21 protein-coding genes, 1 tRNA gene and 1 pseudogene are annotated in these 22,269 nt (G+C 54.3%); 17 read left to right on the plus strand and 6 right to left on the minus strand.

Annotation, left to right across the window (positions count from 1 at the left end; all coding sequences use genetic code 11):
- Nucleotides 1–282: 282 nt before the first annotated feature.
- The 9 genes from GXX57_04170 (at nucleotide 283) to spoIVA (ending at nucleotide 8,683) form a co-directional block, all read left to right on the plus strand.
- Nucleotides 283–987 (plus strand): DUF1614 domain-containing protein, encoded by a 705-nt coding sequence (locus GXX57_04170; protein ID HHV43849.1) that lies wholly within the window; start codon nucleotides 283–285, stop codon nucleotides 985–987.
- Nucleotides 980–2,128 (plus strand): hypothetical protein, encoded by a 1,149-nt coding sequence (locus tag GXX57_04175; GenBank protein HHV43850.1) that lies wholly within the window; start codon nucleotides 980–982, stop codon nucleotides 2,126–2,128. Before GXX57_04170 ends, GXX57_04175 begins: the two co-directional genes overlap by 8 nt.
- Before the next feature lie 4 nt (nucleotides 2,129–2,132).
- Nucleotides 2,133–3,041 (plus strand): hypothetical protein, encoded by a 909-nt coding sequence (locus GXX57_04180; GenBank protein ID HHV43851.1) that lies wholly within the window; start codon nucleotides 2,133–2,135, stop codon nucleotides 3,039–3,041.
- A 15-nt stretch (nucleotides 3,042–3,056) separates the two neighbouring features.
- Entirely contained in the window at nucleotides 3,057–3,254 is a 198-nt protein-coding gene (locus tag GXX57_04185; protein ID HHV43852.1) for a hypothetical protein, read from the plus strand.
- A 15-nt stretch (nucleotides 3,255–3,269) separates the two neighbouring features.
- Nucleotides 3,270–3,722 (plus strand): DUF3189 family protein, encoded by a 453-nt coding sequence (locus GXX57_04190; GenBank protein ID HHV43853.1) that lies wholly within the window; start codon nucleotides 3,270–3,272, stop codon nucleotides 3,720–3,722.
- 70 nt (nucleotides 3,723–3,792) lie between these two features.
- Nucleotides 3,793–5,091, plus strand: a complete 1,299-nt coding sequence (locus tag GXX57_04195) for a DUF512 domain-containing protein (protein HHV43854.1) — start codon at nucleotides 3,793–3,795, stop codon at nucleotides 5,089–5,091.
- A gap of 12 nt (nucleotides 5,092–5,103) precedes the next feature.
- The gene (locus tag GXX57_04200; GenBank protein ID HHV43855.1) at nucleotides 5,104–6,423 is read left to right on the plus strand and encodes a ribosome biogenesis GTPase Der; all 1,320 of its coding nucleotides are present in this window, start codon (nucleotides 5,104–5,106) and stop codon (nucleotides 6,421–6,423) included.
- Between the two features lie 12 nt (nucleotides 6,424–6,435).
- A complete protein-coding gene (gene plsY, locus GXX57_04205) occupies nucleotides 6,436–7,041 on the plus strand; it encodes a glycerol-3-phosphate 1-O-acyltransferase PlsY (protein ID HHV43856.1) in 606 nt (201 codons plus the stop codon).
- Between the two features lie 163 nt (nucleotides 7,042–7,204).
- Nucleotides 7,205–8,683: a stage IV sporulation protein A gene (spoIVA, locus tag GXX57_04210; protein HHV43857.1), complete on the plus strand. Its 1,479-nt coding sequence runs from the start codon at nucleotides 7,205–7,207 to the stop codon at nucleotides 8,681–8,683.
- 63 nt (nucleotides 8,684–8,746) lie between these two features.
- Here the strand turns inward: spoIVA and GXX57_04215 are convergent, their stop codons facing one another.
- Nucleotides 8,747–9,442: a vitamin B12 dependent methionine synthase gene (locus GXX57_04215; protein HHV43858.1), complete on the minus strand. Its 696-nt coding sequence runs from the start codon at nucleotides 9,440–9,442 to the stop codon at nucleotides 8,747–8,749.
- Nucleotides 9,443–9,742: 300 nt separating this feature from the next.
- On the opposite strand from GXX57_04215, the gene GXX57_04220 reads away from it, so the two are divergent.
- The 5 genes from GXX57_04220 to GXX57_04240 all read left to right on the plus strand — a co-directional run bounded on the left by GXX57_04220 (nucleotide 9,743) and on the right by GXX57_04240 (nucleotide 13,625).
- On the plus strand, nucleotides 9,743–10,015 hold the full coding sequence (locus GXX57_04220; GenBank protein ID HHV43859.1) for an HU family DNA-binding protein: 273 nt from the start codon (nucleotides 9,743–9,745) through the stop codon (nucleotides 10,013–10,015).
- A 128-nt stretch (nucleotides 10,016–10,143) separates the two neighbouring features.
- Nucleotides 10,144–11,058, plus strand: coding sequence for a homoserine kinase (locus GXX57_04225; protein HHV43860.1), 915 nt, complete (start codon nucleotides 10,144–10,146; stop codon nucleotides 11,056–11,058).
- A 16-nt stretch (nucleotides 11,059–11,074) separates the two neighbouring features.
- Nucleotides 11,075–12,307: an aspartate kinase gene (locus tag GXX57_04230; GenBank protein ID HHV43861.1), complete on the plus strand. Its 1,233-nt coding sequence runs from the start codon at nucleotides 11,075–11,077 to the stop codon at nucleotides 12,305–12,307.
- Between the two features lie 56 nt (nucleotides 12,308–12,363).
- A tRNA-Pro gene (locus GXX57_04235) sits at nucleotides 12,364–12,441 on the plus strand.
- A gap of 605 nt (nucleotides 12,442–13,046) precedes the next feature.
- Nucleotides 13,047–13,625, plus strand: coding sequence for a hypothetical protein (locus GXX57_04240; GenBank protein HHV43862.1), 579 nt, complete (start codon nucleotides 13,047–13,049; stop codon nucleotides 13,623–13,625).
- Between the two features lie 467 nt (nucleotides 13,626–14,092).
- On the opposite strand, the gene GXX57_04245 is transcribed toward GXX57_04240, so the two are convergent.
- A complete protein-coding gene (locus GXX57_04245; GenBank protein HHV43863.1) occupies nucleotides 14,093–14,551 on the minus strand; it encodes a hypothetical protein in 459 nt (152 codons plus the stop codon).
- Nucleotides 14,552–15,214: 663 nt separating this feature from the next.
- Here GXX57_04245 and GXX57_04250 point away from each other — a divergent pair.
- Nucleotides 15,215–15,595: pseudogene (locus GXX57_04250) on the plus strand (PH domain-containing protein).
- A gap of 78 nt (nucleotides 15,596–15,673) precedes the next feature.
- On the opposite strand, the gene GXX57_04255 reads toward GXX57_04250, so the two are convergent.
- Complete coding sequence (locus GXX57_04255) at nucleotides 15,674–15,829, minus strand: hypothetical protein (protein ID HHV43864.1); 156 nt, start codon at nucleotides 15,827–15,829, stop codon at nucleotides 15,674–15,676.
- A gap of 353 nt (nucleotides 15,830–16,182) precedes the next feature.
- Between GXX57_04255 and GXX57_04260 the strand changes: the two genes are divergently transcribed.
- Nucleotides 16,183–16,563, plus strand: a complete 381-nt coding sequence (locus GXX57_04260) for an FMN-binding protein (protein ID HHV43865.1) — start codon at nucleotides 16,183–16,185, stop codon at nucleotides 16,561–16,563.
- Here GXX57_04260 and GXX57_04265 read toward each other — a convergent pair.
- Nucleotides 16,547–17,392, minus strand: a complete 846-nt coding sequence (locus tag GXX57_04265) for an RNA methyltransferase (protein HHV43866.1) — start codon at nucleotides 17,390–17,392, stop codon at nucleotides 16,547–16,549. The two genes, GXX57_04260 and GXX57_04265, sit on opposite strands and share 17 nt — an antisense overlap.
- Before the next feature lie 151 nt (nucleotides 17,393–17,543).
- Between GXX57_04265 and GXX57_04270 the strand changes: the two genes are divergently transcribed.
- Nucleotides 17,544–18,533: an ATP-grasp domain-containing protein gene (locus GXX57_04270; protein HHV43867.1), complete on the plus strand. Its 990-nt coding sequence runs from the start codon at nucleotides 17,544–17,546 to the stop codon at nucleotides 18,531–18,533.
- Here the strand turns inward: GXX57_04270 and GXX57_04275 are convergent, their stop codons facing one another.
- Both GXX57_04275 and GXX57_04280 read right to left on the minus strand, forming a co-directional pair.
- The gene (locus GXX57_04275; GenBank protein ID HHV43868.1) at nucleotides 18,534–19,490 is read right to left on the minus strand and encodes a DUF3231 family protein; all 957 of its coding nucleotides are present in this window, start codon (nucleotides 19,488–19,490) and stop codon (nucleotides 18,534–18,536) included.
- A 795-nt stretch (nucleotides 19,491–20,285) separates the two neighbouring features.
- Nucleotides 20,286–22,115 (minus strand): bifunctional homocysteine S-methyltransferase/methylenetetrahydrofolate reductase, encoded by a 1,830-nt coding sequence (locus tag GXX57_04280; GenBank protein HHV43869.1) that lies wholly within the window; start codon nucleotides 22,113–22,115, stop codon nucleotides 20,286–20,288.
- Between the last annotated feature and the right edge of the window lie 154 nt (nucleotides 22,116–22,269).

The raw sequence follows: 22,269 nt of genomic DNA on the forward strand, positions 1-22,269 counted from the left end.
ATTCTGGGCGAGGTAAAAAAATGACATTTTCCCCTACATAACGCCGACATGGCCAGAGGTCTGCAAACCCTTTCGTACCAAGGGTTTGAGACCTCTGTTTCTGACTATAACTGCAAAAGATGGGATTATATCCCTTTCGGTGATTTCCAGCAAGTGCTCTTTATCGGTTCAAGGCGGACCGGAAAATGCTTACGTCCCTTGGGAAAAGAAGCGGCCCGCAGCCACTGCATAATCCCCTAATCGGGCGCACACTCTAAAGAAGAGATACGGAGCGCAAGGAGTGTGATCCCTTTGACCATTGGGTTAATTATTTTGTTTGGTGTGGCGGTCCTCATCTATTTCGGCTTGTTACATCGGGTGTTGGACCGGATGCGGCTAGATGACCGCCAGGCCCTGCTAATCATTGGGCTGATGGTGGTGACCAGTTTTGTGACCCTTCCTCTGTACCGGCGGGGTTTGCAGGTGAGCTTGAATGTGGGTGGTGCCCTCGTCCCTGTGGCGGTGGCCATCTATTTGTTGGTCAAGGCCGACGAGCGCAGGGAATGGATCCGGGCCCTGTTGGCTACGGTTGCTACGGTGGTGGTTCTGACCATCGTCACCAATCTAACGGACTTTGATCCACCCGATGCGGACTTTATGGATCCCCTCTGGTTCTTTGGTTTGGTGGCGGGGGTTTCCGGGTACCTTGCGGGTCGATCCCGTCGTTCCGCCTTCATTGCCGCCACCTTAGGGATTGTGGCCCTGGACGTGATCCACCTGATTCGGGCGGTGGTGGAAGGGGTACCGGCCACGGTGAACCTAGGTGGGGCCGGTGTCTATGATGCCACGGTGCTGGCGGGAGTCATTGCGGTGGGACTGGCGGAACTGGTGGGTGAGGTCCGGGAGCGACTACAGGGGGGACCGGCGGAACGGGAGGATGCGCCCTTGCCCCTGCGCAATGAGGACTTTGCCCAGGAGGTTGCAAAGGAGGATGAACCCGATGCCTAGGTGGCTGCTTGTGTGCTTAGTGTTGGTCTTTGTGCTTTGTCCCTGTGGAGTGGAAGCAACTTCCCCTGGGGATAATGAAGGGATGGAGTTTGTGGGTCGATATTGGCAGCTGGTGGACGAGGAGGGCAATCCCCTGACTTTGACGGCGCGGTTGCCGGTGGAAGGGGACCAGTACATCGCCGCGGATAACCGGATGTACGAAGTGGTGGAGGTGGGGGAGGATGTGGCCTATTGCAAATACATTGAGACCATCGAGTTACCGGATGTCGCTTCCCTCACCACCGTGGGTGGCACCACCTTCTTCCAGGATGTCTTTGCGGCCTTGTCCGGTCGATGGGCGGCCAGCATGGGGACCAGTGGGCCCGTCGCCCTGTACCACACCCATAGTGACGAATCCTTCGTGCCCACCAGTGGTGTGTACACCAAGGATGTGGGGGATATTTACCAAGTGGGACGGACCTTCCGGGATGCCCTGGAGGAGCTGGGCTATAAAGCCATCTGGTCCCAGAACAACCACAACCCCCACGACGGCCAGGCTTACATGCGCTCACGTCGCACCGCCATGGAACTGATGAAGGCCAGCCCCTCTACTTTGATCGACGTTCACCGGGACGCGTTACCGCCGGAGGTTTACGCGACAGAGATAGACGGCACTCCCGCAAGTAAGGTGCGGATTGTGGTGGGCCGACAGAATCCAAATATGGCCACCAATTTGGAGTATGCCAAACGGATCAAGGCGGTGGCCGATGAGAAATACCCGGGGATTATCGAGGGTATCTTTATGGCTCAGGGGAACTATAACCAAGACCTGGGTCCGAAGGCCATCCTTTTGGAGATGGGCACCCACACCATTTCCCTGGAACGGGCCCAAAACGCTGCCAGGTTCTTCTCAGAGGTGATCCCGGTGGCTGCTGGGCTTACTGCCACGGGTCGGCCTAGTGTTCTGCGGCGCATAGGCAGTGCTGCTTTGGCCACGACGCTGTTTCTGGCGATCCTGTTGGTGGTGGGCCTGGTAGCCTTTACGGCCCTAAACTGCGGGTCTGTGGACGAGTTTAAGGAGAAAGTAGGGCAAATGTTTAGAGGCGATTTTCACGGGGTGCTGGAAGATGCAGGTCTACGGTTGGGTCCTAAGCGAGATTAGTCCCATGGACTTTTTGGTCTCCATACCCTTAGCCACCCTGATGGGGACCCTGGCCCGGCTGTACATGCTCCGGATCGATTACCGCCAGTATCCCAGCTATCCCCAAGGGTATATCATTCATCTGTCCCTGGGATTCATCGCCGCCTTTCTAGGGGCCATGGCTGTGCCCGCCGTGCTCAGCGAGGACTATGCCGCGGCTACCTTTCTGGCCCTGGCTGCCACCCAATTTCGGGATGTGCGGGAGATGGAGCGTAGGACCTTGCTAAATTTGGAGGAGACGGAGCTGGTGCGGCGGGGTACCGCCTATATCGAAGGGATCGCGCGGGTCTTTGAGGCCCGGAACTACTTGGCTATCTTTGTATCCCTCTTGGTAAGCCTAGGATATTTGGGGACTGGCTTCCTTTTGGAACCGGCCTGGCGGTTTACCCTGGCGGTTTTGGTGGGGATGTTAAGTGCGTATATGCTAAACAAACTTATGCGGGGCAAGGTGATCGGGGACATTGCCGAGGTGCGGCCGGGTAAGATCAGTTTTGACGGTCCGATGCTGAAGGTGGACAACATTGTGATCATGAACGTGGGGCTAAAGGAGTCCCGGGAACGGTACCTCGCCCATGGGCAGGGGGTGATCATCACCCCGCGGGACCCTAACGCCAAGGCTACCCTGGCCAACCCCGGCCAGATGCAGGCCATCATCCATGACCTTTCGGTGGTACTGGGACTGCGGTTGGACCTTGGGGAACCGGAGTTTCTACCCTTAGCCCGGCGGGACGCCCAAACCGGTGCCATCGGCATTGCCATTATTCCCTCTAGCCCCAGTGAAAGGGCCATGATCCAAGCGGCCCTGAGGGTACCGGTCCTGGAGGCATCGGTCCGCAGACCCCTTGATGCCAAGGCCGGGTTAATGGTGGATTAGAAAAGGGGTATTGTGATGTCTGGAGACGTCCGGATGACGAAACAAATCATCGCCATTGTGACTTTGCATAGGGACCGGGTGGGAGGCAGTGCGCCCATCTTCTATGCCAAAGACCCCGCGGCCTTGGAGGAAATTGCCCGGTACATCAGTCGGGTATCCGGGGGGATGGTCCATGAACTTGAGGAAGGCACCTACTTCATCGTCCTACACTGAGGAGGAGGGCTATGGTTGAAGATTATCTATTGTTGTTTTGGCGGTGCCCACTCCTCTCCTGTGGCCGCCGCCATTCACCTGGGGATCTTGCCAGCGGACCGCCTCCCCACCAGACAGGAGCTTCTGCAACTGCCCCTCTTTGATCGTAACGACCAGCAGGGTACCCTTCACTGCATGGGCAAAGATGAAAGGGGACATGAGGTTTACGTGTTGGGACGGGGCAGAGGGGGGAAAATCGCTGAGACCACCCTGATTAACGGATACAACCTGGCCGGAGGACAGGCGGACAGGGAGCTGGTCATCGTGGATACCTTAAAGTGCGTGAACCTGATCATGCGGATCGGTGGATACCTGTCCCGGCGGTTGCGCCTGGTCTTCCTGGGACGTCCCCTGGTTTTGGTGGGCACCCAACGGGCCTTTCGATGTCTTGTGGCGGTGGTGGAGGCGGTGAAGGCAGAGGTTAGATAGGTTTGCCTTCGTATACAGCTTATGGTATAATTCTCTCGCAAATACCCCGTGGTGGTGGTCCAAAAACAAAGTGGCAGGGAAGATTAAAGAGATCGCACCCGGTTCCTTGGCTGAGGAGCTGGGCCTGGAACCAATGGATGAACTGGTGGCCATTAACGGTCATCAGTTGCGGGATATCCTTGACTATTACTACTACTCCAATGTATCCGATCTGGTCTTGACGGTGCGCAAACAGGAAGAAACGTGGGTGATCGAGACGGAGAAAGACCCCGATGAACCACTGGGTATTACCTTCACCGATGTCCTTTTCGATCGGGTCAAGACCTGTGCCAACCGTTGTCTGTTTTGCTTTGAGGATCAGATGCCCGCCGGGATGCGTGCCTCGTTAAGGGAAAAGGACGATGACTACCGGCTATCTTTTCTCTATGGCAACTTCATTACCTTGACGAACCTGAAGAAGTCCGATTGGGAGCGGATCGCCACCCAAAGGCTGAGTCCCTTATATGTGTCGGTCCATGCGACGGATCCCAAGGTGCGGGCGCGGCTTTTGCGGAATCCCAAAGCCGCTTTGATTCGTGAACATTTGACCTGGCTGCGGGAACACAATATCCAAGTACATTGCCAGATTGTACTGTGTCCGGGGGAGAACGACGGTGAGATCCTGGACAGAACCATAGAAGATTTGCGCAGATTTTGGCCGACGGTGCTATCCGTGGCCGTGGTCCCAGTGGGCTTAACGCGATTCCGTACCCATTTGTCCCCGTTGCGGTCTGTTCGCCCACCGGAGGCAAGGCAGCTGATTGCCGCCTGTGCAAAGGTGCAAGACCGGTGTCTGGAGGAATTCGGTACCCGGTTCCTGTGGCTATCCGACGAGTTTTACTACCTGGCCCAGGCTCCTGTCCCTAGGGGAGACTTTTACGAGGAGTTTGCCCAGCTGGAAAATGGTGTGGGGATGGTGGCCGCCTTCCGGGAGGAGCTGGCCCAGTGCACTTGGCCCCGACGTCTGGGGCGGGAGAAGTCGGTGACTATCGCTACGGGCAAGATGGGTGCCTATTTTCTTCAGGATTTCTTTGTACTTTTGTCCGGCATTGGCAACCTCCGGTGTAATGTGGTGGTGGTGGAGAACCGGTTCTTCGGTTCCTTGGTTACTGCCACGGGTCTCATCACGGGAGAGGATTTGGTGGCGGCCTTGCGGGAGCAGGAGCTGGGAGATTATCTTGTCCTGCCCCGGGTGATGGTGAACCAGGACCTGTTCTTCCTGGACGATTGGCATCTAGATGATGTGGCGAAGCGGTTGAACGTGCCGATTCGGCTGGTGGATGGGGCCGCAGAAATGGCTGGATTCATTGAAGAATTAGCCGCGGAGTAAGGAGGAAATCCCATGGGAAAACCGGTTGTGGCCATTGTGGGTCGGCCGAACGTGGGAAAGTCCGCGTTGTTTAACCGGCTGATTGAACGCAGAGTGGCGATTGTGGAGTCAGAACCGGGCATTACCCGGGATCGGCTGTACCATGAATGTAATTGGTTGGGGCGCAGCTTCATTCTGGTGGATACGGGCGGTATAGATTTCTCCGATGATGACGATTTTGCTGCCAGCGTCCGCAAACAGGCCCAAATGGCCATCGAGGAGGCCGATTTGGTGCTGATGGTGGTGGATGGGCAAGCCGGTCCCCAAGAGTTGGACCAGGATGTGGCCGAACTTTTGCGCCGGCAGAACAAGCCTGTACTCCTGGTGGTGAACAAGGCAGATAATTCCGAGCTGGAACTGCATGCGGTGGAGTTTTATGCCCTGGGTTTGGGGGACCCCATCGCGGTGTCTGCTATGCACAATCGGAATATTGGGGATCTATTGGACCTGGTGATGGAGCAACTTCCCCCCGCGGAGGAGGAGCCCGCGGATGAAAGCAATGTACGCATCGCGATCGTGGGCCGACCAAACGTGGGAAAATCTTCTTTGGTGAACAAACTCCTAGGTGAAGAGCGTACTATCGTCAGCGACATCGCCGGCACCACCCGCGAGGCTATTGATATCCTCCTGGAACGGGAGGGGAAAAAGTATCTCCTGGTAGATACCGCAGGGATGCGGCGCCGATCCAAAGTGGAGAAACCGGTGGAGCGCTACGGGGTCATCCGGAGCCTGCGGGCGATCGATCGTTGTGATGTAGCAGTATTATTGATGGATGCCACCGAGGTGGCCACGGATCAGGATGCGAAGATCGCCAGTTACATCCACGAGGTGGGCAAAGGCCTCATTTTGGCCGTGAACAAATGGGACTTGGTGGTAAAGGACCACCGGACCATGCGGGAATTTGAGGAGTTGATCCGGTATCGCTTTGCCTTTGTAAGCTATGCACCTTTGGTGTTCATCTCCGCCGCCACCGGGCAGCGGGTCCATGAGGTGTTGGAAGTGGCCGAGTATGTTCACGAGCAGGCTTCGCTCCGGATTACCACCGGTAGACTCAACGATCTGCTAAATGAGATTACCTCCCGGGTGCAGCCGCCCAGCCGAAAAGGCAAGCGGCTAAAGATCTACTATGCAGTGCAGGTGGGAGTACGACCGCCGAGATTCTTGTTTTACGTCAATGATCCCCGTTTGATGCATTTTTCCTACGCACGGTACCTGGAGAATCAATTGCGGGAGCACTACGGTTTCCACGGAGTGCCGGTGGTCATTGAGACCAGGGGGCGAGGGGAAGTTTAGGAGGTCAGAAGTATGGCGACAGTGGTCTCGCTACTCGTTATTCTCGGAAGTTATTTAATGGGAAATATCCTCACCGGGCCTTTGGTGGCTCGGTATCGGACGGGGATCGATCTCCGTCAGGTGGGCAGTCGCAATGTGGGGGCCACCAATGTGGCGAGGAGTCTTGGGATCCGATTGGGTTTTTTGGTGTTATTTCTGGATGCTTTAAAAGGTTTCATTCCTCTTTTTGTGGCGAGACTGTTGAACCAAAGTGATGTGGTGCTGGCGATTGCGGCGGTGGCAGTGGTTCTGGGGCATGACTGGCCCGTCTTCGCCCGTCTTCAGGGAGGCAAAGGGGTGGCCACCTCCCTGGGGGTGCTGGTGGCCATTGCCCCAAAGGTGGCTTTGGTTCTCACTTTGATTTGGCTTTTGGTGGTCTACTTCAGCCGTTTTGTGTCCCTAGGTTCCCTTGTGGTCGCGGTTTTGTTACCCTTCACCATGTTGGTGTTCCGTATGTCCACCGCCTATGTGGTGGCGGGAGCCATCCTGGGGATCATGGCTATCGTGCGTCACTGGAGCAATATTCAGCGGCTGCGCGATGGCTCGGAATTGAAGTTCAAATTGGGTCAGCGGCAATGAGGAAGGCTGTTTTCAAAGAGGAAAAAGCGCGGCTTGGGCCGCGCTTTTTTTGTTCCCCGGTTATATTCAAAGGTCCAAGCTAATATAGATATATTGAATGTGGTCAAGGATATCCAGTGACTGGGATCTTTGGGTATTAGGACGGTGAGGAGGGGACCTACCGATGGAAAAGTTCGATATCTTCCAGGACATCACGGAACGAACCGGCGGCAGCATTTACATAGGGGTGGTAGGGCCGGTTCGTACTGGTAAGTCGACGTTTATTAAGAGGTTCATGGACCTTATGGTGCTACCTAGAATAGAGGATGTCCATGAAAAGGAACGTACCATTGATGAATTGCCCCAAAGTGGGGCTGGTAGAACCATCATGACTACGGAACCGAAATTCGTGCCCGACGAGGCAGTGGAGATCGGTCTTACGAACAATATCAAGTGCAGGGTACGCTTGGTGGATTGCGTGGGGTACACCGTGGAAGGGGCGAAGGGTTACGAAGAGGAGACCGGGCCCCGGATGGTGCGCACCCCCTGGTTTGATCATGAAATTCCCTTCCAAGAGGCCGCAGAGATCGGCACCCGAAAGGTGATCGCAGAACACTCCACCTTGGGTCTGGTGGTGACCACCGACGGTTCCATCACCGAGATTCCCCGGGAGAATTACGTGGCCGCAGAAGAACGGGTGATCAGTGAACTGGAGGAATTGGGTAAGCCATTCCTGGTGGTGCTTAATTCCATCACCCCCGAGAAGGAAGAAACCAAGGCCCTGGCCCGGTCCTTGGAGGAGAAGTATAATGTGGCGGTTATTCCCATGGACTGCTTGCGCATGACCCAGGAGGATATCATGGAACTCATGCATCGGGTTCTGTATGAGTTCCCGGTCCGGGAGATCGTGATCCGCCTACCCCAGTGGGTGGACGAATTGGCCGAGGATCACAAGCTAAGCAAGCGCTTCGGTGCGGCGGTCTTTGAGACCGTGGAGAACATCCATAAACTGCGAGACGTTACCACGGCGGTGGAGGCTTTCCGGCAGTACGAATCGGTGCAGAGTGTGAAGCTGGCCACCATGGATTTGGGTTCCGGCAAGGCGGTTATTGACCTATTCGTGGACGGCAGCCTCTTCTACCAAGTGCTCCAGGAGATGACAGGCTTTGCGGTGGAGGGCGACCATCACCTGATGCGCTTGATGCAGGAACTGTCGGCCGCGAAGAAGGAGTACGACTTGATTGCCCAGGCCTTTGCCGATGTGCGGGAACGGGGCTATGGGATAGTCAGTCCGCGTCTTGAGGACATTACCTTCGATGAGCCGGAGCTCATCAAGAAAGGTAACCGTTTTGGGGTCCGCCTTACCGCCAGTGCTCCGTCCTTCCACTTGATCCGGGCCAATATTGTCACCGAGGTCACTCCCTTTGTGGGGACGGAAAAACAGGGGGAGGAGATGGTGCGGTACCTCACCGAGGAGTTTGAGGCCGATCCCAGCAAGATCTGGTCCTCGGATTTCCTGGGGAAATCCCTCTATGAACTGATTCAGGAGGGGATCTCCAGCAAGCTGCACCGGATGCCCGAACACGCCCAGGAGAAACTGCAGGAGACCTTGAGCAAGATTATTAATGAAGGCAGCGGGGGTTTGATTTGTATCATCCTCTAAACAGCCGATATCTGGGAAGGAAAGAAAAGGACGTAGATTTGGTATCTCCGTCCTTTTTCTTCGTTATACCGTCTTGGTTTTGCTATAGGAGCGGGCGTACAGATGTGGGTCGTAAGGGGCCCGCCGGCCAGGGCAGTTCTCCCGAGGGCAGAGCATGCAGTTTTCGTAGTCCACGGTGGTGGAAAAACGAATTCCCGACAGGGACTTGATAGGCAGCATCAGGAAGGAATCGGTCAGTCTCAGTCCGATGGTTGCTTCCGTATCTCCCAGCAGTTGAAATAGAGGCTTTTGTTCGCTGATAGGCCAGTCCTCTAGGGAACCTGGGCTCATGTGGGCGGTCTTGCCCATGTGGAAAGTGGTTTCCAGATGGCGGTTCAGGTATTCCACCGCCTGTCTTAGGACCAGTTCATTGATCCGCTCTGCATAGTATTGCATCAAGAGATCGGGAATCTCCTGGGCCCAGGTTTCCAGCTCCTGTCCGCAGGTGACCACATAGGCGATAAACCGGTGGGCGTTTTGCAAGTTGACCGCCAGCACCCGGCTACGGAAGGTAATGCCCTCGGCCACGATGCTTTCGTCGGTGCGTGTCTCGATATACGCTTCTTTGTACAGGGCCTTAGGACGGGCAATGGTCTGGGCCTGTTTCACCAGTTCCGCGATGGACGGCGCTTCAGGATGGTCTTCGGTCATCTTTATGTATTTTAGGACTTTGGATAATTCCAATTCTACTGGTATCTGGTCTAACACCGTGGTGCTCATGACTGATCGCCTCCTGCGTTGAGTATACACCGAGTAGGTTGCTAAGATCAATCATTGCTATCAAATCCTGACAAGACCGGAAATGAACCTCATTAGCTGCGAAATTCTCGGAAATTCTTGTTAGGCAAGCAGGATATTAAGCCGATTGGTAGAATATACATCAGTAGACGAGGGAGAGCCGGAAAGCCCATGGTTATTTGGGTTGAGACTTATAATGTCCCTTTTGGGTGGACAACCTATCAAAGGAAAGCGTGGAACTACGAGGGTTAGATTAGCGTGTAACAAGGGAGGTGAACTGAGATGACCAAAGCCGAATTGGTGGATCGGGTGGCAGAGAGTACCGGGTTGACGAAGAAGATGGCCAGCGGTTCGGTGGATGCGGTGTTTGCCGCGATCACCGAGGCGTTAGCCCGTGGCGAGAAGGTACAATTAGTTGGTTTTGGCAGCTTTGAAGTTCGGCAGCGGGCGGCAAGGAAAGGTCGTAATCCCCGCACCGGAGAAGAGATCGAGATCGATTCGCGGCAAGTTCCCGTCTTTAAGGCCGGAAAAGCCCTAAAGGATGCCGTAAGATAAGGAACTCTTGAGTTGCCAGGTTTCAAAAAGGAGAAGACATTCGATGTCTTCTCTTTTTTTTGTGGGTTTTCTTAGATGCCGGAAACTGTTATAATATGTACTTGAATGTTGATGGAAGAGGTGTACCCATGGCTGTCCGTGTGAAAGTGCCTGCGACCACTGCCAACCTCGGTTCAGGTTTTGATTGTCTAGGGCTTGCCCTCGGTCTTTACAACGTCTTCACTGTGGAGGAAGGGGAAGAGGGCCTGCACGTGGAGGTGCGGGGAGAATCCCAGGGCATTGCTACCACCAAAGAGAACCTGTTTGTGCAGGCCATGGAGCAGGTCTTTGTGCGGGTAGGGTATCAACCTCGGGGCTTGCGGGTCGTGGCGGAGAACAACGTTCCCCTGGGCAGGGGCTTGGGCAGCAGCGCCACTGCCATCGTAGGCGGCTTGGTGGCGGCAAACAGTCTCAGTGGTAATCGCCTGGGGGAAGGGGAGCTGGTGGCTTTGGCTTCGGAGCTGGAAGGCCATCCGGATAACGTGACGCCGGCCCTTTTAGGCGGTTTCGTCACTGTTTTCACCGACGCTTCTGGCAAGGCCCATTATCAGCGGATTGTGCCTACGGTCCCCTTGAAGATCTGTCTGGCCATTCCTGATTTCGTTCTCAGCACCCGACGGGCCCGGGAAGTGTTGCCCCGGGAAGTGCCCCTGAAGGATGCGGTGTTTAACCTGGGGCGGGTGGCGGTGCTGGTGGCAGCCCTTTGTCAAGGGAACCTGGAGATGCTGAGAAATCCGGAGTTGTGGGATGATCGTTTGCACCAGGGTTACCGAGCGGGTCTGATCCCCGGGTTCGATGATGTGATGGCGGCCGCAAAGGAGGCTGGCGCCTATGGAGTGGCCCTCAGTGGGGCTGGCCCCACGGTGGTGGCCTTTGCCGGTGAAGAGGGTGACGATGTTTCGCAGGCGATGGCCAAGGCTTTCGCAAGGCATGGGGTGGCCTGTCGGTCTTTGGTTACCGAGGTCTCTGTTCATGGTGCGCTGACATCAACGGAGTTCATTTGAGCGGAAGGTGGAAGAGATGGAAATCGTAGTACAGAAGTACGGTGGTAGCTCAGTTGCTAATCCGGAATTGATCAAGAATGTGGCGCGGCGGGTTATTGCCACAAAACAGGCGGGTAACAAAGTGGTTGTTGTCGTCTCTGCGATGGGGGACACCACGGACGATCTGATCGCCCTCGCAGGAAAACTGAGCAATAATCCTCCTAAACGCGAAATGGACATGTTGATGTCTACTGGCGAACAGATTACCATTTCCCTGCTGGCCATGACTTTGCAGGCCATGGGGCATTCGGCAATCTCCTTAACCGGGCCCCAAGCGGGGATCTACACCAATCGGATGTTCAGCAAGGCGAAGATCCAGGAGGTCAACCCTGAGCGGGTGCTCGAGGAACTGGAGAAGGACAATATTGTGGTGGTGGCTGGCTTCCAGGGCAAGACTTATGATGGAGAGATCACTACCCTCGGACGTGGTGGTTCCGATACAACAGCGGTGGCCTTGGCCGCAGCCTTGAAGGCCAAGGTGTGTGAGATTTATACTGATGTAGATGGGGTATACAGTGCCGACCCGAGGATTGTTCCCAATGCCCGGAAGTGGCGGGAGATCTCCTACGGGGAGATGTTGGAGATGGCCAGTCTGGGAGCAGTCGTCCTGCAACCCCGGGCTGTTGAATATGCAGCTATCCATGGGGTAGTTATTCATGTGCGGTCCTCCTTCAAACAGATAGAAGGGACCTTTGTGAGGAGTGAAGCTGACTTGGAAAAAGATGTATTGGTTACCGCAGTGACAAAAGACGAAGATACCGTGCGGGTCGTCGTGGTGGATGTGGATGACAAACCGGGGATTGCGGCCCGACTGTTCTCTGCCTTGGCGGATCAGGGTGTGAACGTGGATATGATCGTTCAGACCTATACGCGTGGTGGGAAGACCGATATGCTCTTCACCGTGTCCCGGTCGGATCTTAATCTGACCCTCGAGGTAGTGAAGGGGATCAAGGAAGAACTGGGGGCCAGTGATGTGCTCTACGACGACACGGTGGCCAAGGTTTCCATTGTTGGGGCCGGTATGGTGAGCAATCCCGGTGTGGCTGCAAAGATGTTCAAGGCTTTGTACGATGCGGGAATTAACATCCAGGCCATCAGTACTTCTGAGATTAAGGTATCTTGCCTGATTGACCAGAAGTATACCTTGGATGCAGTGCGTGCAATCCACAAAGAGTTCGAATTAGACCTTTCCGCGGAGCAGAGCGCGTAAAATCACGGCAAAACGGGGTTGCACATCGGGAGCAATTGTGGTAGTATAACTGGTGTCGGGCTGTGGCGCAGCTTGGCTAGCGCGCTTGACTGGGGGTCAAGAGGTCGCAGGTTCAAATCCTGTCAGCCCGACCAGTTTTGAACATAGTTAACCACGGAGCTTTTGAGCTACCGTGGTTTTTTTGTTTGTCCCGCGGTCAACCTCACACTTGGGCAAAATGGGGCAAATCCGAGTCTGGGGGCAGATGCTCCTGAAGGCACTTGGCCACCGCAAGGAGGCACTGAGTCAAGTATCGGGATACAATACTCGTATGGTCCTGGGTTGCCCGGCCAGTTATTCGAGTATAGGCAACGGTATGCCCAGGGTATTAAGCAGGCTAATATGGATAGTAAACAAGTTCGTCGGAGCGTGTATTGTACATCGGCGCCGCCCGCGTGTAGTTCCAAAGCCGCTTCGCCAGAACATGACAGCCACTTTCGGTGAAACTCGTACTCAATCAGGCAGGGATTCGTGCTCTTCGGTGTCGAACTATTGTTCATCAGAGAGGTGCTTCCTTTGGGGAGGCGAGGGGTCGTAGCCCTCGTAGACAATTCCCCCTGGGGAGGCGCTTTTCCCTCATTTTGCGCTGTTTTTCAGCTTTCGACTCCTGAGCGATCTTGAAAAGGGAACCTGGGAGAAAAAGATGCTCGATTGGAGCGCGTAAGATGATGGACTTTGAGCGTATCGTGTCAATTCAAGAATGCGATTTGCCTGCGGCGTCAAAAGAGCGTTGAGTGGAAACGACATTGCTCAACTCGTAGATTGGTTAGCATCAAAGAATGAGGATGTGCGCTATCAGGCATTTCTCCTGCTCCAGCACCGGTCGGCGCTTTTTGACGACGTTTACCCGTTTTGGGACACTTTTTACGAAAAGCTGAAAAGTCTAAACTCCTATCAACGAAGTATTGGTTTGATGCTCATAGCGGAAAATGTCAGATGGGATACGGAAAACCGGATGGAGGAGATCCTTGACGGGTATCTGGTGCTTCTGAACGACGCGAAACCCAACGTAGTACGACAGTGTATCCAATCGCTGGGGAAAATTGTCTCTGCAAAACCGAGTCTGAGTGATATCGTCGCCTCTAGGCTGATCTCCTTTGATATCATGGCCATGAAAGAGACCATGCGAAAATCCATACTGCTTGATATCCTGAACCTATTGCTTATCATTCGCGAAGAACAGACGACAGCTGAGGTTGAAAGCTTTATCTCGAATGCGCTTTCCGGTGAGATATTAGATAAGAAAACAAGCAAACAAATCGAGAATCTTTTGGGTTAGAGACGAGCGGAATTCTCCGGATGTAGTTGTTTTCCGTTGCCATCTGTGCCGGCTTTGCTGAGGTATATGGATCCATCGCCGATGGGGTCAGGGAAACCAGGATAACACGCAGCAGGTTCGGAGCAAGCCTAGTGATGTTGTGACCTGCGGCATAGGCTTCCCGGCATAACCAATAGGGCCAAACCCGCCGGCGAAGAGGATTTGGGCGCACCCGACCCACTGAAGGTTGTCCGTCCGCGACGTCAAGAACGGCCGATTTCTAAATAGGGGGTGAAAGACGATTGTCCACGTATTTATCAAGATGGACAGGAAGAGACTGACCCACGGAACCATATGCTGTTTCATATTGTAGTCTCACTGGATATATTGATTGATTTACCCAAGTTAGCCCAGACCGGAGCCACACGTCTTTGAACAACCGACAGAACAACATGCCGAAACCCAGTGGAAACGGGTACTTGATGACCTTAGCGTCTTTTCCCAGCGCGTCTGTCCATTTCGCGGGCTACTGCGCTGGCCAATGCCTTCCTTTTGGATACTACTCTGCACCCCGCAGGGGCAAGGAGAAACTGACCCATTCGAACATACACAACGGCAATCGGTATCCCGACGATCGTTAGAAAGTAGAGGATGGCCAAGGTGAAGTAGACCAGAGTCAAAGCCAGGCCAATGGGGAACCAGATTATGTTAAGGACGGTATTGACAATTCTCCAAACCCAACATATGTTCTCTTTTCCTTTCAGTTCGGTTTCCCGGATGATCTCCTTTCCGTAGGGAAAGGCTGATAGTTTCGCAAACTCCAAACACGCCCTGCCAATGGGTATCCCCACTATGGTCAGGTAAAAGAGGATTCCGATCACCAGCCACAATAGAGCCAAGGCACCTCCGCCCAAGACGAACCAGATAAGATTTCCTAACGTTGTCATCGTACTCCCTCCGGACTTTTCTTTTCAGAACACGTGGACAATACGGTCCGTTTCCCTGTGGATCTGATTTCAATGGTCTTGGTTTCCCGCCCAGATGAAGCTCACCCTATAGTGTTCCGTATTTCAACTCCATCCCACAGCCCCTTGGTGGGTACTGAGGAATAAACGACAGTATGACCTCTCGAAGCCCCTCTGGTCCGGGAATCCGTGTGGTTAACGAAGATACTAGCTTGATCCCAACTCCATAGGGCGACATCGAATATCTGTACCATGTTTGTTCTTATTCTTCTTGGGTGCTCACTGGTTTCGGCCATTGCTCGGTAGGGGTGGTTGCCCCCTGTGGATTCCCCCTTAACCCCTAAGGGCGTGGAGTGTGTCGGAATCCCTGATTTCAAGAATATTATACCATGACACGGGGAGTCGGACCCGAATGGGTCTACCCTTCGGCGGGGTTTGTTACCGATGACCCTGAGGAACAAAGCGTTAAGGATAGCCTTCGGAAAGTCGCTAAGGAGATAAGAAGTCATGTCGTCTAAGGTCCGGGGAATGATCACGTTAGGGTGATGGTGGTTACAATCGCTGTTTTGCCGTCGCTATCGATACAAAGAACCAATTGTCCTTCGTCGAATAGTGGCAATTGGCTATACTGAGGGGGTATGTGTTGTGGCTGATGCATTGGCTAAGACCTAGATCTTTTTTATCGAGGTTCCTATCCCTGATTAGCTGAGAGATATGCTGACAGAACAGGAGGAGCCTTTGTTTGCGGTCAAGACTTTTCGAGATGCGGCAGTATTCACGGACAAGAGGATTCAGATTGCCGATAGACAGGGGCTGACCGGCAAGAAAACCGAGTATTGCACCATACCGTACAAGTCGATTGTCGCCTATGCCATGGAGACGGCCCGGATGCTTGACTTGGATAGTGAGATCAAGCTTATCCTGTCCGGGGGCATCAGGGTCGAGTTACAATTCCTGAAGGACAAACGCATGTCTGAATTGCTTTTCAAGGTATACGACACTATTACGAGATTTGTGTTGGGGTAGGGTTCTCCATAGGAGTAAGGTGCTAAACGGGAATTAGCCAAGGGCTTCGGTGGCTATGCTTTGCGCAAGTCCGATGGCTTAATAGGGAATGGTCCCACCCGAAAGTTGTTTGCCTCGGCGATCTCGCGGATCCTCAGGGTTAGAATTGTGGATGTTCTCGGTGTTCATCAGGGAAGGGGTGGAAAGAAAAATCCCGTTTAGACTTGCGATATCCCTCTGGGTCAGCGACGACATCTGTCTTTCTCCCCTTGGACGTTGGCGGTTGCCCTTCCGCTGTTTACCGCGACACAGGATGATAGATCACGCAGTATTGCTGCAATTCCAACGGGGATATGAGTTTCATCTGGGTCTTCCGTCTGTTAGCCGCTAGGACTTGGGGCCCAAAGGAGGAAACGCGACTTTGGTGGGGAAGATCAAGGGGAAGACAGTTCCGGAGCAAACTGACGATAACGTACGTCTAATCTACAGGGGCCCGTTACTGGAGCCTGTGGGTGAGTCTTTGAGACGAAAGTCATGCCCGTATACGCGGGGATTCTCCTGGTCCCGGGTGGCACAGCAAGACCAGGACACATAAGGGAGTGGCGGTTTTGCGAGTAATGGCAGGCATTTTGGGCGTGCTTGTGGTGGTGGCACTTGCTGTGTTGATCTACCTATCCTGTGGTTTGAGGCAAGGGGCGATCCTTGCCATTTCCAATGTCGATTTCAGTGCTTTGCCCGATGGGATCTACCGCGGCACCTACCAGGGCGGCCGCTGGACCAACACCGTGGAAGTAGCGGTGCTTAGTGGGATGATCCGGTCTATCCGGGTGATCAAAGATGTCCAGTTCCAGTTGGATCATGTACGGGAACAGGTGCTTGAACGTATTGTCGAAGAACAATCGACGGTGGTGGATGCGGTTTCCGGTGCCACGGTGACCTCCAAGGCCTACATGAAGGCGGTGGAAAACGCGCTTACTCCCCAGGAATGAGCGGAGCGGCGCATCTTTGCCGCTGGATTTCGTAAAGAAAGATCGAGGCGGCACAGGCAATGTTCAACGAACTGGTGGAACCGAAGATGGGAATCTTAGCGATTTCATCGCAGATTTCCCGGAAGTTGTGGCTGAGTCCGCTGGTTTCATTGCCTAGGATTAGCGCGGTGGGACGGGTGAAGTCCACTTGGGTGATTTTTTTGGTGGCTTTGGCGCTAGAGCCGATGATCTGAAAATCGGGATAGCGCTCCCTGATCCGGGCAAACCAAGGCAGCAATTCCTGGTAGGAAGGCACCCGGACCGTCGGCAGGGCAAACAAGGAACTGATGCTGCTGCGTACCGCCTGCGGATCATAAAGATCGGCGCTGTGTCCGGTGATGACTAGGCCCGCAGCCTGGAAGCTGTCGCAGGAACGGATGATCGTCCCGATATTCCCCGGATTGCTGGGTCGATCCAGGACCACCATAAGGAAGCCTTTCCTGATAGGAATCCTTGCCAGGTCATCGGGCGGGATCGCGGCCAGGGCCAATAATTCCGAAGTCTCTTCCCGGTCGCTGAGTTCTTCCATGAGCCTAGGATTCAACTCATAGTGCACCGGTGCCCTAGAATTCTGCAGGATGTCCTGGGCCCAACGTGAAAGCTCCACCTGCGCAGGGTAGATGAAAGCCTGGATATCCCACCGATACTGGAGGGCCGCATTGATCCCCTTTACGGTCTCTACGAGGAAGACACCGTAACGGTGCCTTTTTCGTCGGTTTCTGGAGATTACCTCCAGATACTGGAAGTTGTTGTCTGCTTTCGTCACCCGGATCACCCTCGGTTTTGCCACCAGCAACCACCTTCTCAACCTAGTCTTGACTTGAAACCAGAATAGGATTCGTCATTTCTTGCCCGAATCCCTTTGCGGGAGAGGTAATCTTCCGGATTTGTCGAATGCATCATCTATTTAGTGGAGAAAACCCCCAGAGGGAGGTATCATGGTGGACGTACTGATCACATATAACACCCCAGTGAACCGAGCCGATGAACATTACCTGGCCCACGCCGGGGTGATGCAGGAAGTTAGGGACGTGGGGCGGGCTTGCTTGGAATTGGGATACCGCTTTAAGGTCTTGGGTATTGGCAGGAATCTCCCCGAAGAGCTAAAGCGCCTTGCGGATACCAACGCGGATGTGGTGTTTAACCTCTGTGAGAGTATCAGGGAAAGTAGCAAGGCCCAGGCCCTTTTTACCGGGTACTTAGAACTACTGGGGTTCAAATTCACCGGTTCAGACAGTGTGGGTATGTTCAATGCCGTAAACAAGCAGGTTTCCTATGCACTTTTGCAAAACGCTGGTCTGCCCGTCCCCAAGACCTGGCCCTTGGACCGGTGGCAGGCGGTAGACTGCTTCCCAGTCCTGGTTAAGCCTGTGGCCGAAGATGGCAGTATCGGCATCACCCAGGATAGCATCGCCACTAATCCGGAAGAACTAAAGGCCATTGTTATGAAGAGGAAAGACCCGGTGAAGTGGTTGATTCAGCAATATGTGGAGGGCAGGGAGTTTTATGTCAGCATCCTGGAGGATGAACATCTGCGGACCTTAGCCTTGGCTGAAGCAACCTTCCAAGATCTGCCACCGGGGTACCGGCGGATCCTCTCCTATGATGCTAAATGGATTGAGGGGTCTGTAGAGCAGGCGGCCTATCGGCGGATTTGCCCTGCGCCTGTTGGGGCCGAAGAGGCTAAGTTGTATGAAAAGCTGGCCTGCCGGGCCTTTCAGTTGATCGGTCTGCGGCATTATGGGCGGGTGGACCTGCGGGTGGATCAACAGGGACAGCCTTACATTATCGATGTGAACGCCAATCCGGACATTACGAAAGGGCAGGGTTTTCCCTTCGCCGCGGAGGCGGCGGGTATTACCTACCCTGAGTTAATCGATAGCATCCTGAAGCTAGCTTTAGCCGATAAACAGCGGGGTCCCTGGTCCTAGCTATTCCGCCCGGTAATTGGGGCAGGGATGTAACCAGTCCTTCATTTTCCCGTATTTCACGAACTTGTCGAACATGTCCAGTTCCTGTAGCAAAAGATCTTGGAAGATATGCCGAATCCGATCATTGACCAAGGTGTGGGTGGCTGCTTCCGCGTGGATCTGCATGGCCCCTTGCAACCCTGCCAAGATGCTCCGATAGATCTTATCATCGTCGATTACCTCCGAGCTGCTAGGGGTGATGAAGACCTCCGCAGGTCGCTTGGGCAGGGTTATACCAAATGTCTTGCACTCTTTTTCTAGCACTTCCACTTGTTTGGCCAGTTTGTCCAGTCCGCGCTCCAGGATGATGCGAAAGTCTCCATCGTGGACCACCTCCCGGAAGACCTTGGTTAACCAGATGTTGTCATATCGGAAGGTGAGGTGATCCCACAGCTTGCCCACCGCGGTGACGTCGATGATCTCCGTGACATCGGGAGGAGTGCTCGGGTACAGGGGTGGGGTTGCCAGCCAGCCCTTCAGTTTTAGGTAATTCACCAAGAGCTCCACGTGGTCGAGTTCTGGTTTGATCATCTTGAGCAAGACTTTGCGGACCCTATCGTTATTAATACAGACCCGAATGGCCCGCAACATGCCATGGACCCGGCTCTGAAGCTGGGTCAGACTGTTTAGTGCAATGAACTCATCCCGCAAGGCCTCCGGATTGCCGGCCCAGTTGGAAGGTCCCCGGTACTGATCGGGACCGGGTATGGAGAACTCCTTCATGATCTTTTCCAGGCTCTCCTTATGCTGGTTAAAGGTTTCAATCAGCCGGCCCAAAATGAATTTGAGATCCGCATCATGGGCGAAGGTTTGGTACATTTCATTCAGTTCTAGGGCATCATACTTGCCCTTCAACAGATCCCAGAGGACGAAGGCTTCCTGGACACTAAGCTGCCGTTGCCTGGCCTCTTTCTTCATTGATCTGATGGTTAACACCATATTTTTCACCCCGCCCTTAGTATGAGAGCGAGGACGGCGGTTATGCGGAAGAACACTGGCAAATGTCGGTGGGGTTGGCAGTCTGTATTGTAGTTACCGACATTGTTCTCATCAGGGCATGGGAGCGTAAAGATACAATAAGCAGGCTTGGTATGGGTGTGTTACTGCCCTGAAGCGAAGCCGAAAAAGGGTCAGAGTCAACTGGACCATGGCTTGGTTCGCGATAGTGATGGGGTTCGACCTCTCTTTGTCAGTCGCAATACCAATGTATCAATTAACTAGCCTACTAGCCACATGATATTACTATCCCACTTCCCCCCTCACCGGGTCTTGGCTGATTAAGCGTAGGTCGAAGGATCTGGAGATATCGGTGAGTAACCCAGATACTAGCGAGGCCCAGCCAGTGAGGCGGTGTCGTGCGGACAAGTTTCGCTCCCTGGGAACCCAAAGTTAATTGTAGGAACCGACTAGAGTGGCCAAGTCGTAGGCTGGGATTTCCCGCCAGGTGGATGCCCGGAGAGGATATGTCTGTGACCACCAGGCCGTGGATCCAGGGGTCTACGCAAAGAGCCTTTAGGCTTGGAAGCTTGCTATAGCCCCAAGGGTTCTCTTGGAAAGGTGAAGGGGGAAGACAGTGATTGTAACCCAAGTGTACTTACCGATGATCCCTTGGTCGGTTCCCAATTACCTTGATGGTCCTTCGAAGGAAGGCTATCCCACGGGTTCGGGGGGAGATGGGGGTCCCACCTCCCGGCGCCGTGAGAAAAGGGGGATCTACTCCAAACCCTTTAAGATCTCTACCACCATGGAGTAGCGACCAAGGGGAGGCATGAAGTACACACCCTGCACCAGTTCCCTAGCCTGGACTAGGAATTCCCGGGCAATTTCCACGCCCATCTGGGCCTGACGATCCGGTGGGGCTTGATACATCCGGGCCTGGACCCCTTCGGGGATGACAATTCCCGGTACCTCATTGTGTAAAAACTCCATGTTTCGCACACTGACTAAGGGTAGTACTCCCACCAGGACTGGGATCTCGATGGATCGGGACCGCAGACAATCCAAGAAGCGTTCCAGGAGCTTAATGTCATAGATGGGTTGAGTCTGCACGAAGTGGGCTCCTGCCTCGATTTTTCCTTCTAGCCGTTGCATCTCCAAATCTAGATTCGCCGCGGCGGGGTTGGCGGCCACGCCGATGCAGAAATTGGTCTTCTGGTCCAAGGGATTGCCCGCCAGATCGGTCCCATTGTTCAGCGCGGCAATGATCCGCACTAGACCCAGGGAATCCACATCGAAGACACCACTGGCCTCGGGATGATCACCGATGGTGGGCGGATCCCCAGTCAAGGCCAGAATGTTCCTCAATCCCAGTGCGTGGGCCCCCAACAACTCCGATTGGATCCCCAGGATGTTGCGGTCCCGGCAGGTGAAATGAAGGATGGACTCGGTGTTTACTTCCTCTAGTAACCGATGGCCAATCGCGATAGGACTTAGGCGGACCCGGGCCATGGGACTGTCGGAGATGTTGATGGCATCGACGCCCACATCCAGCAGCATTTTGACTCCGGCGAAGACCTTGTCTAGATTGGTGCCTTTGGGAGGATCGATCTCCACGGTTGTAAGAAACTGGTTACCCAGCATCCGGGCAAAGCGGGACTCCCGTGGGGTGGGTAGTGCTTCCGGTTCGGTGGATGGGGTTGGGACACGCTCCGTCACCACCGTTACCGGCCGCAGGGCCCGTAGGGCCTTGGCCATGGCACCGATGTGTTCGGGTCTTGTGCCGCAACAGCCCCCGATCAACCGGGCGCCGCCCGCCACAAATTCGGGCACTTTACTGGCGAAATAGGCCGGGGAGGAGTAGTAGTATGTGCGACGGTTCACAATTTCCGGTAATCCGGCATTGGGTTGAATCGACAGGGGCAATTGGGTCAAGGAGTGTAGGGCATGTAATACATCGATCAGTGCTTGCACCCCGGCCCCGCAATTTACCCCCAAAACATCCACGCCCGCCTTTTCCAGCTCTTCCACCATCGTCTGGGGAGCAATTCCCATCGCAGTCTTCCCGTCCCGCAGGAAAGACATCTGACAAACGATAGGGATGTCAGCATCTAGCTGGCGGGCTGCTTGTACCGCCGCCAGGGCTTCCTCGGTCTGGGAGATGGTCTCAATGATCAGCAGATCTACGCCCGCGGCCAATAAGGCCTTGATTTGCTGGGAGTAGATCTCCGTCGCCTCCCTTTGGGATAAAGACCCGAAGGGACGCAGCAGTTTCCCCGTGGGGCCCACGGATCCTGCTACAAACACATCCGTACCCGCAGCCTTCCGGGCAATTTTCACCGCTTCGCGATTGATCTGTTCTGTCTTGTGGTGTAACCCGTACCGGGACAGTTTCCCCGCATTGGCCCCGAAGGTGTGGGTCTGGATCACTTGGGCTCCTTGCTTGATGTATTGTTCATGAATGCTTTGTACCAAAGTGGGGTTAGTCAACACCACTTCTTCTAAACAGCTGCCCGCGGGAACTCCGGCTTCTATGAGCATCGTGCCCATGGCACCATCGGCTAGTAGGACCTGTTCTTTGATTATCTCCAGAAACTCTTTGGACATGAAACCCCCCCTGTGTTGGCAATTTATAAAAAGTCTAAGGTAAAGGGCAAGCTTTGTCAACGTTCCGATCCGGCAAAGTACCATGTTTACGATAACAAGCACCTGCTTTGGCACAGGAAATGGGGAAGAGAGTGATGCGTAACGTCGTGAGGGT

The sequence above is a fragment of the Bacillota bacterium genome, from assembly GCA_012839765.1.
Lineage (GTDB): Bacteria > Bacillota > Limnochordia > DUMW01 > DUMW01 > DUMW01.